We start from the raw sequence: 13,656 nt of genomic DNA on the forward strand, positions 1-13,656 counted from the left end.
TCCGGCGGGGCTCCTCAGGACCGAGCGCTTGCGGAGCAGGTCGAAACCCTCGGATTGGCGGCACGATCGCGTGCTCTCGCGTGATCCGCAAGCTGGAAGGCGCATTCGGGTGACGCGGCCCGCCACAGACCCGGGAGACGGCGCAGGCGGGACCCCGACAGGCGGGCCGTTGACGCCGACAGGCGGGCCGATGACGCCGAGCGACGGTCCGGTCCCCTCGTGACGTGCGGCGTACGGCCAACGGCCCGGGCCGGCCGGGCCGGCCGCCTACGCCGCCCTCAACAGCCGCCCCGGCGCCCGCTGTCGATAGCCTGACCGGGTGACGACCGACCTGATCCTCCTGTCGCGCGTGGCCTACCGCGGCCGTGAGATCACCGCGCCCCGGCTGCGCGGTCTGCTCGCGCTGCTCGCGGGCGAACTGCGCGCCGGCCGCAGCACCGCGCGGCTGGTGGAAGGGCTGTGGCAGGACGAGCCGCCGGCCAATCCGGCCAACGCGCTGCGGATCCTGGTCTCCCGGGCCCGCTCCCAGCTCGGCCCCGACGTCGTCGTCAGCACCCCGACCGGCTACCGGCTGGCGCTGGGCGAGGAGCAGGTCGACAGTGCGGCGGTGGTGCGGTGTGCCGAGGCGAGCGCCCGGAACACCCGGGCCGGGGACCATGCCGCCGCCCTGGCCAGTGCGCAGGAAGGCCTCGCCTTCTGGGACACCACTCCGGACGCCGACGCCGCGCCGGGCGACCCGGTGGCGGAACTGCGCGCCGAGCGGGCGCCGCTGCACCACTCCCTCGTACGCTCCCGCGCCCTCGCGCTCGCCCGGCTGGGACGAAGTGCCGAGGCGGTGGCGCCCCTCGCCGAGGTCTTCGCCCGTACCCCGCGCGACGAAGAGGTACTGGCCGAACTGCTGCGCGCCGAGGCGGCCACGGCCGGGCCTTCGGCGGCGCTCGCCCGCTACGACGGATACCGGCGCGAGCTCCGGGACGACCTCGGCAGCGACCCGGGCCCCGGTCTCAAGGCCGTGCATCAGGAGCTGCTGCGGGCCGAGGCCCCCGTGGTCCGGTACGGGGTGCCGCACGACCCGAATCCGCTGCTGGGGCGGGACGAGGATCTCGCGGCGGTGGCCGCGCTGCTGCACTCCTCGCGGCTGGCCTCCATCGTCGGCCCCGGCGGACTGGGCAAGACCCGGCTCGCGCACGCCGTGAGCCGCCAGGCGGAGCAGCGGGTGGTGCACTTCGTCTCGCTGGCCGGAGTCGGCACGGACGAGGACGTGGCCGGCGAGGTGGCGTCGGCACTCGGCGGCGCGGAGGCGTCACGTGGCGGCGGGGGGTACGGCGGCCGTACGGACACGGCCGCCGGGATCGTCGCCGCCCTCGGCGCCGGTCCGGCGCTGCTGGTGCTCGACAACTGCGAGCAGGTCGTCGGTGGCGCCGCCGCCCTGGTGCGGGAGCTGGTGGCGCTGTCCAGGGACCTGCGGGTGCTGGTCACCAGCAGGGCGCCGCTGGGACTCAGCTCCGAAGCGGTGTACCAGCTGCCGCAGTTGAGCCTCGCGACCTCGATCGAGCTCTTCGAGCAGCGGGCCCGGGCCGCGCGCCACCATGTCGAGCTGCCGCCCGAGGCGGTGGCGGAGCTGTGCCGCCATCTGGACGGGCTGCCGCTCGCCGTGGAGCTGGCGGCGGCACGGGTCAGGGTGCTGTCCGTTCCCGAGATCGCCCGCCGCCTCGGCGACCGCTTCGCGCTGCTGCGCGGCGGGAGCCGGGACGCGCCCGAGCGGCACCGCACCCTGCTCGCGGTCGTGGAGTGGAGCTGGAATCTGCTGGAGGAGGACGCCCGGGCGGCGCTGCGGGCGCTGTCCGTCCTCCCCGGCGGCTTCACCGAAGGGGCGGCGGAGCGGCTGCTGGACGACGGCGACGCGCCGTACCTGCTGGAGCAGTTGGTGGACCAGTCGCTGCTGAAGGCCGCCGACACCGCGGCCGGGATCCGCTTCCACATGCTGGAGACGGTGCGGGAGTTCAGCGCCGCCCGGCGGGCGGCCGCCGGGGAGGAGGAGGCGGTCACCGAGCGGTTCCTGGGCTGGGCACGGGACTTCGGACTCGCCAACCACGACGTGCTGTTCAGCGCCGAGCCGTTGCGGCACTGGGCGCGGCTGCGCGCTGAGCAGGACAACCTCGTGCTCGCCCTGCGGCTCGCCCTCGCCCGCGAGGACCTGGCCACCACCGCCGCGGCCGGCGCGGTGCTGGCGTGCGTCTGGCTCACCGACTCGGCGGGCTTCCACCGGCTTCTGACCCTGGCCGCCGAGACCGCGGCACCACTGTCGCACTACCGCCCCGACGCACGGCACACCGAGGTCACCCGCACCCTCAGCGCCGTCTGCACCGCCGCCCCGTTCATCGGGCACGGGCCCCTCCGGCCGCGCCACCTCGTCACCTTGCGCCGTCTGCCGCCCGCGGAGCCGGACACGCTGCTGCGGGCGCTCTCCGTCGTGCTGTGCACCATGCCGGACATGCGCCCGCCCGGCTACGAGTCGCTGCGGGAACTGTGCGCCGACGAGGCGCCCTTGCTCGCGGGCATCGCCGAGTGCGTGGCCAGCTACATCTGGGAGTACGAGCACGAACCGGAGCGTGCGCTCTCCTCCGCGCGCCGGATGCTCGCCCTGGTCGGCGTCGCGCCCAACCCGGCGCTCACCCTCCTGGGCCACTCCCGCTGCAGCGAGCTGTGCGCGGACGCCGGTCTCGGCGAGGACGCCTACCGGCACCTGCTGGCGGCGCTGGACGCCCTGACCCACCTGAGCGACCAGTCGCCGACGACGGGACTGCGCCGGGGCCTCGTGCTGGCCTGCCTGCAGCGCGGCGAGCCGGACGAGGCCGAGGAGTGGCTGCGGCGGGTGGAGCGGAGCCTGTCCGGGGAGCAGAGCTCCGTCTTCACGCCCGATCTGGCGGCCTCGGCCGAGATCGCCCTGGCCCGCGGGCTGACCGAGCTGGGTCTCAAGCGGTGGCGGACGGCCGCCGAGCGGATGCGCGCGAGCGACGCCCCGCCCGCCGACCCGTCCATGGACGCGTGGGCGCGGGTGATCGACGCCCACGTGGTTGCGGCGCACGCGTACGCCGGGCGGCTGGAGCCGGTCGCCGGACTGGTGGCCGAGCTGGAGGGCCGGCTGCGTGCGCTGCTCGCCGACGGCTCCCTGCCGGCCGGGGAGATCCTGGGGTACGGCACCGGGGTGCTGGCCCTCGGACTGGCCCGGCTCGCGGCGGGCGACGCGTCGGCGGTGCGGCTGATGGCGCTCGCGGAACGGCTGCACGTGTCACAGGTGTTCCATCCCACCATGTCCCTCGACCGGGCCCGGCGGACCGCCGGGGAGACGGACGGGGCGGCGTACGCCGACGCGGTGTCGGAGTACGCCGCCCTGGGGCGGGACGGGCTGCGCGAGGCGGCCCGCGCGCTCATTTCGGGTCGCGGTTGAACTGCGCCGTCGACCACAGGTAGCCGAGCACGGTCAGTCCGGCGCACCAGGCGATCGTGATCCACCCGTAGTTGCCGATCCCGGTGCCGAGCAGCAGGCCGCGCAGGGTCTCGATGGCCGGTGTGAACGGCTGGTACTCGGCGATCGGCTGGAACCAGCCCGGCATCGTGTCGGCCGGGATGAAGGCGCTCGAGATGAGCGGGAGGAGGATCAGCGGCTGTGCGCTGTTGGCGGCCGCCTCGGCGTTCGGACTGGCCATGCCGATGCCGACCGCGATCCAGGTGAACGCCAGGGAGAACAGCACGAGCAGTCCGAACGCCGCCAGCCACTCCAGCGCCGTGGCGTCCGTGGACCGGAAGCCGATGGCCACGGCGACGGCACCGACGAGGACCACGCTGGCCACGCACTGCAGCACGCTGCCGACCACGTGCCCGATGATCACGGAGCCGCGGTGGATCGCCATCGTGCGGAAGCGGGCGATGAGGCCCTCGCTCATGTCCATGGAGATGTACACCGCGGCCCCGATCACGGTGCTGCCGATGGTCATCATCAGGATGCCCGGGACGATGTAGGCGATGTACTCGGAGCGGTCGGCCCCACCGCCGCCGATGCCCGCGCTCATCACGTCGCCGAAGATGTAGACGAACAGCAGCAGCAGCATGATCGGCGCGAGCAGCAGGTTCAGGGTCGTGGACGGGTAGCGCCGCGCGTGCAGCAGATTGCGGCGCAGCATCGTGCCGGAGTCGCGGACCGCGAGGGAAAGGGTGCTCATCGGACGTTCTCCTTGGGCTGGTCGGGGACGCCCGCCGGGCCGGTGAGGGCGAAGAACACGTCGTCGAGGTCGGGGGTGTGCACGGTCAGCTCGTCCGCCTCGATGCCGGCCGTGTCCAGCCAGTCGAGGATGGAGCGCAGCTCGCGCTGGCTGCCGCCGCTGGGGATCTGCAGGGTCAGTGCCTCGTCGTCCCGGGTCACCTCGCGCAGTTCGGCGGCGGCGGACCGGTACGCGGCCGGGTCGGTGAAGCGGAGCCGCACGTGGCCGCCCGGGATGAGCCGCTTCAGCTCGTCAGCGGTGCCCTCGGCGGCGATCCTGCCGTCGTCGAGCACCGCGATACGGTCGGCGAGCTGGTCGGCCTCCTCCAGGTACTGGGTGGTGAGGAAAACGGTGACGCCACCGGAGACCAGTTCGCGGATGATCTGCCACATGGTGTGGCGGCTGCGCGGGTCCAGGCCGGTGGTCGGCTCGTCGAGGAAGATGGTCCGCGGGCTGCCGACCAGGGTCATGGCGATGTCGAGGCGGCGCTTCATGCCGCCGGAGTAGGTGGACGCCGGCTTCTTCGCGGCCTCGACCAGGTCGAACCGCTCCAGCAGCTCGGCGGTGACCCGGCGCCCCTCGCTCCTGGACAGGTGGTGCAGGTCCGCCATGAGGAGCATGTTCTCCTCGCCGGTTATCAGTCCGTCGACGGCGGAGAACTGCCCCGTGACGCCTATCTCCGCGCGTACCGCCTGCGGCTCGACGGCGATGTCGTGGCCGCCGACACGGATGTCGCCCGCGTCGGCGGTGACGAGGGTGGAGAGGATGTTGACGACGGTGGTCTTGCCGGCGCCGTTGGGGCCCAGGAGGGAGAAGACGGTGCCCGTGGGCACGTGCAGGTCGATGCCCTGGAGGACCGTCTTGTCCCCGAAGGACTTCCGCAGCCCCGTGGCTGCGATCGCTGATCCGTGGGTCGTTGTCATCATGCCCCGGAGTCTGCGGGGCACCGCGTTCAACGGCCTTTCAGCACGGTTTCATTCACCGGCGATGGCGGGTGACACGGTGAAATGGCCTGGTCGCCGCCATCGCGCCCGGGTGGCGGGTGTTGTCGTCCACCGGTAGGGAGCGTGGGAACCCCGCGCGTCGCCGAAGGCCGGCACGAGGCCCGGCGTCAGTCGGGCCGGTGAGAGTCGGCTCTCCCCGCCGCGTGTCGCGACCGCAACTCGCGGGGGCTCACGCCGTACGCGGTCTTGAAAACGCGGCTGAAGTGGGCGGCGCCGGCGAACCCCCACTGGTGGGCGATGGCCTCGATCGTCATGAACTCATGTGCAGGCGAGGCCAGTTGTTTCCTGCACTCCTCGAGGCGCTGCGTCCTTATCCATTCACCGAGGGTGATTCCCGCTCGGGACAGGGTCAGGTAGAGCCAGCGTACGGAAACGTCATGCTCGGCAGCGAGGCGCTCGGCGGTCAGGTCGGGGTCCGCCAGATGGAGGCGGACGTATTCCTGAACGCGCTCGAGAAGGGTGCTGTTCAGGGGCGCCCTGGCCAGGTCGCCCCGGTCCAGGACCACGGTGACCACAGCCCTGATCAGGTCGAGACTGGGCTTCAGGAACAGGGCGGCCTCAGCGTCGCCGGCAGCGGTCTGATGGCGGGCCAGTCGGGTGAAGAATGCCGCTGTGGCACCCACGACCGGGCGCTCCGAACTGAGTGGCACGGCCGTGATCCGGTCGAGCAAGGACGGCCGCAGCCCCAGGACATGGGTGGGAACGCGCACGAGAACCGAACGCGTTGGGCCGTGGAAGGTGACCTCGTAGGGCTTCGCATTGTCGAGCACCGTGAGATCCCCGGCCCTTCTCCACGCCTGCCTACCGCCCTGGCGGACCTGGGAGACCCCCGCCTCCTGGAGATGGACGAGAACGTGCGGCACCATGTCCCCGTCCACCGGGGTGGAGTCACACAGGAGGCGGGCGACGTTCCAGCCGATCTCCGAGACCTTCACCGATCCCAGTGCGTTGGTGGTCGCACAGGCTCGCTGACGATGCGGATTCGACGGAAGGTCCACCTCCACGCGGCCGTTGATGGACCACGAGAATTCACGGATCGCGTCCGCACGATCACCAGGAGCGAGCGTCGCGGCGTCGAGTCGGTCTGCCATGCGCGCTTCCTCCTGAACAGGTCGCGGAGCCTGCGTAGCTGGGCGGATTTCCACACTACTGCCGCCAGTGGGCCCATTCGGCAGATTTTACTGTATTATGCATATTGTTTTCGTTTCGCCCTGCATCGCACCGGCGTGCCGCCGGCGCGCTCTCCAGCAGGCCTGCGCCGTCCTCGACTTGGCCCCCGTCGGCGACCCGAGCACCGCACGGCGCCCTGCCGTAACGGTCGGCCTCCTACGAGGATGCGGACCTCACGCCACCGCGTCGTACGAGACCCGTGACCGGACACCGCCGCGAGTGCGCGGCCGCGGGCCGCGCTCCGCGAACACGGTCAGACGCAGCACGAGATAGCGGCCGATCCCGACGAGCGCGGTGGCCGACAGGTACACCGACTGCTGCAGGACGACTCCGGCGCCGGGGCGGAGCAGCGCCAGTGCGCCGACGGCGGCCGACGTGACCAGCCAGCCGGCGGCGACGGTGGCGGCGCTCTTCAGATGACCGGCCAGACCGGGACGGCCGTGGCCGAACGAGACACGGGCGTGCAGTTCGGTGGCGGCCACCGAGGAGGCGACGGTGGTCAGCACGTTCGCCGCCATCCACGGGATCCACTGCGAGAGCACGACCAGGGCCGCCGAGGCCGCCAGGGTGACCGCGCAGCCCAGTCCGGCGAAGCGCGCGAAGGCCGCGGCGTGCCGGAGCGTCAGTCGCAGCCTGTTCATGGTGGTCCCCTCCCGGATCGCCGCCCCTCTCGGGGCCTCGTCATCCCGGAGAGCGTGGCCGACCCAGCGTTCACCGCCGTTTCACGGCGTTTTCAAAGCACCGGCGGCGGTGAAACCGCTGCGGCTCGAGCAACTGGTCGCCGTCAGTCGCGGCGAAGCCGAATTCGCGTCGCTTCTCCCCGAACAGCATCGCTACGACGTGCACTTCGAAAACCTCCCCGACCGGCGGTCCGCCCCGTCGCGATGATCCCGGCGGCTCGGCGCGCCCCGCGGCTGCGCCGGCTTCCGGGCCGCCGGGCAGGACGTAAAGAACGCGTAAAGATTGCCGGGATCCGGCAATGACCGAGTGCCGCGCTCCGTGACAGGATCGCGGTGTCTTCGAAAGACCGGATCGGCGAGCGGGCGGGGGCGGGATGCAATGGTTTCTCGGTCTCGGCATCGCCGGTCTGGTGGTGCTGGCGCTGGCCCTGGTCTTCGACGGCGTCCTGGACGGACTCTTTGAGGGGCTCGGCGGCCTGGACGGACTGCTGTCCCTTCCGGTGATCGCCGGATTCGTGTCGATGCTGGGCTTCACCGGCGCGATCGTCCTGGGCACCACGGGTCTCGGGACGGCGTTCGCGGCCGCGGCGGGAGTGGCCGCCGGGGGCTTCGCGGGCTGGCTCACGTGGAGGTTCAGCCGGTCCCTGATGCGCGGGGGCGCTTCGGCCGCGCCACGTGGCGACGACCTCATCGGCGGCACGGGCACGGTGGTCACCGCGATTCCGGCGGACGGCTACGGCGAGGTGCTCGCGTACCTGGCCGGTCAGCCCGTGAAGCTCGCGGCCAGGAGCACCGTCCCGCTGGCGCGGGGCTCGAGGGTGTGGGTGGAGGCCGCGCTGTCGGCCACGTCGGTGGCCGTGCGCCCCGTCGACCACTGATTGTTCGTCACTTTCTGTTCCGAGCAAGGGAATCCGGCATGAGCCCTGTCCTCACCGCTGCGGTGGGAATCGTCGTACTCGTCGTTCTGCTCGCCCTCGTCGTCGTCACCCGCTACAAGGTCGCCGGCCCCAGTGAGGCGTTCATCGTCACCGGCCGGCGCGGCAAGAAGTCCACGGACCCGGAGACCGGACGGATCTTCACCGACAACAGCGGCCAGAAGGTCGTGGTCGGCGGGGGCGTGTTCGTCGTGCCGTTCGTCCAGCAGAAGTTCACCCTGGACCTGTCCAGCCGGCACATCCCGGTCGCCGTACGGGGCGCGGTCACGCTGCGAGGGGTGAAGGCCCACCTGGAGGGCGTGGCGATCGTCAAGGTCGGCGGCACCGAGGACTCCATCCGCGCGGCGGCCCAGCGGTTCCTGATGCAGCAGGACGGCATCGTCGGCTTCACCCAGGAAGTCCTGTCGGGCGCCCTGCGCTCCATCGTCGGGCGGATGTCCGTGGAGGACGTCATCCGGGACCGCGCGGCGTTCGCCGGCCAGGTCGCCGAGGAGGCCGAGGCGAGTCTGTCCGGGCAGGGCCTGGTCCTGGACGCCTTCCAGATCCAGGACATCACCACGGAGGGCTCCTACCTGGAGGACCTGGGACGGCCCGAGGCCGCACGGGCCAGGCAGGAGGCCGACATCGCCGAAGCCCTGGCGCGGCAGGCGTCGGAGCAGGCGCGGCTCAAGGCCGAGGAGGAGATCGCGATAGCCCAGCGGACGTTCGCGCTCAAGCAGGCCGAGATCAAGGCCGAGACGGACGAGGCCGCCGCCCGTGCCGCGGCCGCCGGCCCGCTCGCGGAAGCCGCCCGCAGCCAGGAGGTCCTCACCGAGCAGGAGAAGGTCGCCGCACGACAGGCCGCGCTGACCGACCGCGAACTCGACACCAGGGTCCGCAAGCCGGCCGACGCCGCGCGCTACCAGGCCGAGCAGGAGGCCGAGGCCCGCCGTATCGCGCTGGTCAAGGAGGCCGAGGCGGACGCCCAGCGCTCCCGGCTGACCGGCGAGGGCGAGAAGGCGCACCGCGCCGCGCTCGCCGATGCCGTGCGCATCGAGGGTGAGGCGCAGGCCGCTGCCATCGCGGCGAAGGGGTCGGCCGAGGCCGAGGCCATGCAGAAGAAGGCGGACGCCTTCGCGCAGTACGGCGACGCTGCGGTACTGCAGATGCTGGTCGAGGTGCTGCCCCAGGTCGTCGCGAAGGCCTCCGAGCCGCTCGCCGCCGTGGACAAGATGACCGTGATCTCGACGGACGGAGCCGGTCAACTGTCCCGTACGGTCGCGGACAACGTGGCCCAGGGCATGGAACTGCTCAGCTCCACCACGGGAGTCGACCTCGCCGACCTGCTCAAGGGCTTCACCCGGCGCGGAACCGCGGCGCCGGCCCGCGCCGACACGTCCAACGGCAGGATCGAGATCGCCGACTGACGCGGGGCGAGGGGCCGGCGGTGTCACGCACGGGCCCGTACCCGCCCGGGACGAGGGGAGGAGCCGTGCGCGACCCGGCCGGAGGGACCGCCCTGACCGTCGGTCTCCTCGTCCTGGGCGGGGTGCAGATCCTCAACATCGGGCTCGCCGTCGAGCTCGGCGTCATCGCCGCCGTGGGCGGCCTCGCGGGCCTTGCCCGGTGCCTCCTCGTCGGGGACCACGGACACCGGCTGGTCCACGCGGGCTCCGTCGTGGCCGCGACGGCAGCAGTGGTCATGAGCTTCGCACTGCCGGTGGGGTACCTGCCCTGGCTGCACGTCTGACCGGAGAGGCGCGCCCGCAGGTACGGGATGAGACGGAGGATCCGTTCGTGGAGGTGGTACCGGTGCGGACGAGGGCGATCAGACGGCCCGTGTACGTATGGCCGCCCGTGGCCGGCGGGGTGGGCACCTACGCCTTGGCCGCCCTGTTCATCGGCCCCCTGCACGAGGCCCCGGGAGGGGCGGTGCTACTCGGGGGCGTGACCCTGTTCTTCTGGGCCCTCGGGTGGGACTCGGCGATCCGCAGCGGACCCGACCGCTTGTCTGTCACGAACTTCCTGGTGACCTCGAGCGTCGCCTGGACCGACGTCGGCGAAGTGGCGGTCCACGACGGCCTGACCGTCGTCATGCGAGACGGGCGCACCATCGAGTCGATCGCCTTCGGCAGTTCAGTGCTGGGCACGTTCACCGGGTATCCGACCCATCAGAAGGCACTCCGGAGACTCCGGCAGGCCCACCGTGCGGCACTGCGGACACACGGTGGCACGGGAACAGGGACGGAGACGGACAGAGGCAGCGGCAAGGGCAGGGGCCCGGCCGGCCCGATCCGGCTGACGACCACTTCGAATGGAGACGGCTCCTCTGCGCCCTCGTGGCCGTCTACGGCCCGCTCCTGCTCATCGGCCTCCTCGCGCGGTGAGGGCGACGCAGCCGCGGACGGCGGGCGACCTCCGGGACGACGGCGTGCTCCACGGGCGTGCCCGCCCGCCCCGTACGGGAGCGGATCACGCCGCGGCCGGTCGACGCCGCCGGAATCCGGAGCCCACCATGGCGGCGAACACGACGGCCCAGAATGCCGCGGCGACCCAGACCTCCCAGCGGCCCATGCTCGTCATCCACGAGGTCCCGGTCGCACGTCCGAGCTCGTGCGTGGTGACGGCGTACATCCCGATCGGGAAGACGAGGTTCCACCAGCCGAGGTCGTAGCGCAGCGGAATGCGGCGCAGCGCGTGCCGCCACACGCCCAGGGCGAGCAGGAGCGGGATGAGCCAGCTGGAGAACGACCACAGGACGAAGGACGTCCCCACGAGGATCTCCCTCGACAGAATGGTGCTGCCCGGTGGGAGGGCGATCAGCCGCACCGGGACGAGCACGGCGATCGCCGCCGCCCCCATGAAGATCCAGACCGACGTCATGAGGCCTTCCGGCCGGACGGGCCGGGCGAGCAGTCTGGCCAGGACGATCGCGGAGGTCAGCAGGTACTGCATCAGGCCGACGGCCCAGCACACCACCGCCAGCACGGGCAGCACGTGTCCTGAGGTCACCCGGGCCAGCGAGGCCGCAGCGAGTGCCACCGACTCCGAGCTCACCGCCCACAGGAACCATGTGCCGTTCACCTGGTCGAACGAGGGGCCACGCTTCAGGGTGGTGATGAGCGCGAGCGGAATGCCGTAGCCCAGTACCAGCCACCCCAGCGCCCCGAACGCCAGGAACGACCCGGAAGCCGCCGTGTGGCCGTCCGGCGCGAGGCGCGAGGCCAGCACGTTGGAGGAGACGGCGAGGGTGAGGAAGGCGAAGGCGCGCGGCCCGAGGAAGTCCGCGACGAACCGTTCACGGTTTCGCAGCAGCCGCCAGGCGTAGGCGGGCACCAGTACCGCGAAACCGGCCAGGGCCACCCACAGCAGTGCCGCGGAGGCCGTGCGGGCGCCGTTGGCGTACAGGGCCGTGGAGACGATGCCGGTGCCCATGACGAACGCCAGCGCGCCGGGGTTGAGGTCCGCCACCGCGGCGGAGACGGCCGCGCGGCGTCCGGGCGTCCGGGGACCGGGGCCGGGCGTCCGCTCACCGGTTCCGCGTCGGATGATCTTCGACATGACGTGGCCTCCGGCCGCTCTCGCGGTAGCCGCATTCACCGATGTGCGCACTTCATCACCTTTCGGGCGCGGAGGCGATCCGGGAACCGCCGGGCAACGCCGTGGCGGCAGCCTGCGCCGCGCCCTGGACGACGGTGTCCGCGACGGCCCGAGCGGTCAGTCCCGCCTCCGTGAGGATCTCGGCACGGGTCGCCTGCCGGGGAAACCCGTCCTCCACGCCCAGGACCCGCACCGGGGTGCGGACACCGGCCTCCTGCAGAGCGTGGACCACCGCCGTGCCCACTCCCCCGGTCCGCAGGCCGTCCTCGACCGTGACGACCAGGGCGTGGCCGGCGGCGAGGGCGGGCAGTTCACCGGGAAGCGGCTTGACCCACAGCGGGTCCACCACGGTGACCTCCACGCCGCGCTCGGCGCAGAGCGCCGCCGCTTCGAGGGCGACGGTGGCCGTCGTTCCGACGGCGATCAGCAGGACGGTTCCGGCGCCGGGCGCCGCCTCACGCAGGACGTCGACCGCGCCGGCGCGAGCGGCCGCCGGGATCTCCGGGCCGACCGCCCCTCGCGGGTAGCGCAGGACCGTCGGCGCGTCGGTGATCGAGACGGCCTGCCGCAACCGCTCCCGCAGCGTGCGCGCGTCGCGCGGCGCCGCGATGCGCAGGCCGGGGACCGCCTGGAGCATCGCCAGGTCCCAGAGCCCGTTGTGGCTGGGTCCGTCGTCGCCGGTGACTCCGGACCGGTCGAGCACGAGGGTCGCGCCGAGACGGTGCAGCGCGAGGTCCATCAGCACCTGGTCGAGCGCGCGGTTCAGGAAGGTGCCGTACAGGGCGATCACCGGGTGCAGCCCCGCCATGGCCATCCCGGCGGCCGAGGCGACCGCGTGCTGCTCGGCGATCCCCACGTCGAAGAAGCGTGCCGGGTACCGTGCGGCGAAGTCGTTCAGGCCGACCGAGCCGGGCATGGCCGCGGTGATCGCGACGACTTCGGGGTGGGTGTCCGCCAGTTCCAGCAGCTCCCGGCCGAACGCCGCCGACCAGGTCGGCAGGGCGGGGCGCAGCGGTCGCCCCGTCCGCGGGTCGATGGCGCCGATGCCGTGCAGATGGTCCTCCTCGTCCTGCTCGGCGGGCGCGTACCCGAGCCCCTTGCGCGTGATGCAGTGCACGACGACGGGCTCGCCCTGGGCCTTGGCACGCTCCAGGGCCGCTTCCAGGGCGGCGACGTCGTGCCCGTCGACGGGCCCGATGTACCGCAGTCCCAGCGCGCCGAAGAGCGAGTGCGGCGTCACGGCCTCGGCGTGGTCCTCGACCAGGCCCGCCCTCAGCCCCTCCTTGATGCCCTCCTTGGCCGCGTGCAGGGTGCGGTGCAACGCGCGTCCGGGCGTCCCGGCGCCGCCGAGGGCCTGCTTGCCCCAGCCGGCCAGACGCTCGTAGCCGGCGTGGGTGCGCAGGGCCGCCAGGTGCCGCGCGAGTCCGCCCACGGTCGGCGCGTACGAGCGGCCGTTGTCGTTGACGACGATCACCACGGGCCGGCCGGGTGCCTCCGCGATGTTGTTGAGGGCCTCCCAGGCCAGGCCGCCGGTGAGCGCTCCGTCGCCGACGACGGCGACGATGTGCCGGTCCGCCTCTCCGGTGAACTGCGCGGCCTTGGCCATGCCGTCGGCGTACGACAGGGCCGCGGAGGCGTGGGAGTGCTCGATGTGGTCGTGCGCGGACTCCTCACGGCTGGGGTATCCGGACAGGCCGCCGCGCTGCCGCAGGCCGGTGAACTCGCCGGCCCGCCCCGTCACGATCTTGTGGACGTACGCCTGGTGGCCGACGTCCCAGAGCAGCCGGTCACGCGGGGAGTCGAAGACGCGGTGCAGTGCCAGCGTCAGTTCCACGACGCCGAGGTTCGGCCCCAGATGCCCGCCCGTCGCCGCGACGTGCCGGATCAGGAAATCGCGGATCTCCCCGGCGAGCCGGACCAGCTCCGGGTGGCTCAGACCCCGCAGGTCCGCGGGCTGGTCGATCCGTGCCAGCAGGCTCATGTCACCGCTCCTCCTCGATACCGCCGTGCCGTCGGCTGACGCGCC

General features: G+C 72.6%; 11 protein-coding genes. 4 read left to right on the forward strand and 7 right to left on the reverse strand.

Annotated features, from left to right (window positions below; genetic code table 11):
• Positions 1–319: 319 nt before the first annotated feature.
• On the forward strand, positions 320–3,451 hold the full coding sequence (locus tag PV342_RS09365; protein WP_500316538.1) for an ATP-binding protein: 3,132 nt from the start codon (positions 320–322) through the stop codon (positions 3,449–3,451).
• On the opposite strand, the gene PV342_RS09370 is transcribed toward PV342_RS09365, so the two are convergent.
• The 5 genes from PV342_RS09370 to PV342_RS09390 all read right to left on the reverse strand — a co-directional run bounded on the left by PV342_RS09370 (position 3,432) and on the right by PV342_RS09390 (position 7,282).
• Entirely contained in the window at positions 3,432–4,223 is a 792-nt protein-coding gene (locus tag PV342_RS09370) for an ABC transporter permease (RefSeq protein WP_018562880.1), read from the reverse strand. The two genes, PV342_RS09365 and PV342_RS09370, sit on opposite strands and share 20 nt — an antisense overlap.
• Positions 4,220–5,188 (reverse strand): ATP-binding cassette domain-containing protein, encoded by a 969-nt coding sequence (locus PV342_RS09375; RefSeq protein WP_500316540.1) that lies wholly within the window; start codon positions 5,186–5,188, stop codon positions 4,220–4,222. Before PV342_RS09375 ends, PV342_RS09370 begins: the two co-directional genes overlap by 4 nt.
• Positions 5,189–5,373: 185 nt before the next feature.
• Positions 5,374–6,357, reverse strand: a complete 984-nt coding sequence (locus PV342_RS09380; RefSeq protein WP_500316542.1) for an AraC-like ligand-binding domain-containing protein — start codon at positions 6,355–6,357, stop codon at positions 5,374–5,376.
• Positions 6,358–6,609: 252 nt separating this feature from the next.
• Positions 6,610–7,077 carry a hypothetical protein gene (locus tag PV342_RS09385; protein ID WP_500316544.1) on the reverse strand — a complete coding sequence of 156 codons (468 nt, stop codon included), beginning with the start codon at positions 7,075–7,077 and terminating at the stop codon, positions 6,610–6,612.
• 70 nt (positions 7,078–7,147) lie between these two features.
• A complete protein-coding gene (locus PV342_RS09390) occupies positions 7,148–7,282 on the reverse strand; it encodes a hypothetical protein (protein ID WP_500316546.1) in 135 nt (44 codons plus the stop codon).
• A gap of 208 nt (positions 7,283–7,490) precedes the next feature.
• Between PV342_RS09390 and PV342_RS09395 the strand changes: the two genes are divergently transcribed.
• The 3 genes from PV342_RS09395 to PV342_RS09405 all read left to right on the forward strand — a co-directional run bounded on the left by PV342_RS09395 (position 7,491) and on the right by PV342_RS09405 (position 9,780).
• The gene (locus tag PV342_RS09395; RefSeq protein ID WP_500316548.1) at positions 7,491–7,994 is read left to right on the forward strand and encodes an NfeD C-terminal domain-containing protein; all 504 of its coding nucleotides are present in this window, start codon (positions 7,491–7,493) and stop codon (positions 7,992–7,994) included.
• Between the two features lie 38 nt (positions 7,995–8,032).
• Positions 8,033–9,457, forward strand: a complete 1,425-nt coding sequence (locus PV342_RS09400) for a flotillin family protein (RefSeq protein ID WP_386997871.1) — start codon at positions 8,033–8,035, stop codon at positions 9,455–9,457.
• A gap of 65 nt (positions 9,458–9,522) precedes the next feature.
• On the forward strand, positions 9,523–9,780 hold the full coding sequence (locus tag PV342_RS09405) for a hypothetical protein (protein ID WP_500316550.1): 258 nt from the start codon (positions 9,523–9,525) through the stop codon (positions 9,778–9,780).
• A gap of 722 nt (positions 9,781–10,502) precedes the next feature.
• Here the strand turns inward: PV342_RS09405 and PV342_RS09410 are convergent.
• Together PV342_RS09410 and dxs are read right to left on the reverse strand one after the other, a co-directional pair.
• Positions 10,503–11,591, reverse strand: a complete 1,089-nt coding sequence (locus PV342_RS09410; RefSeq protein ID WP_500316552.1) for a tellurite resistance/C4-dicarboxylate transporter family protein — start codon at positions 11,589–11,591, stop codon at positions 10,503–10,505.
• Positions 11,592–11,646: 55 nt separating this feature from the next.
• Complete coding sequence (gene dxs / locus PV342_RS09415) at positions 11,647–13,611, reverse strand: 1-deoxy-D-xylulose-5-phosphate synthase (protein WP_500316553.1); 1,965 nt, start codon at positions 13,609–13,611, stop codon at positions 11,647–11,649.
• Between the last annotated feature and the right edge of the window lie 45 nt (positions 13,612–13,656).

The sequence above is a fragment of the Streptomyces sp. PA03-3a genome, assembly GCF_033792735.1.
GTDB lineage: Bacteria > Actinomycetota > Actinomycetes > Streptomycetales > Streptomycetaceae > Actinacidiphila.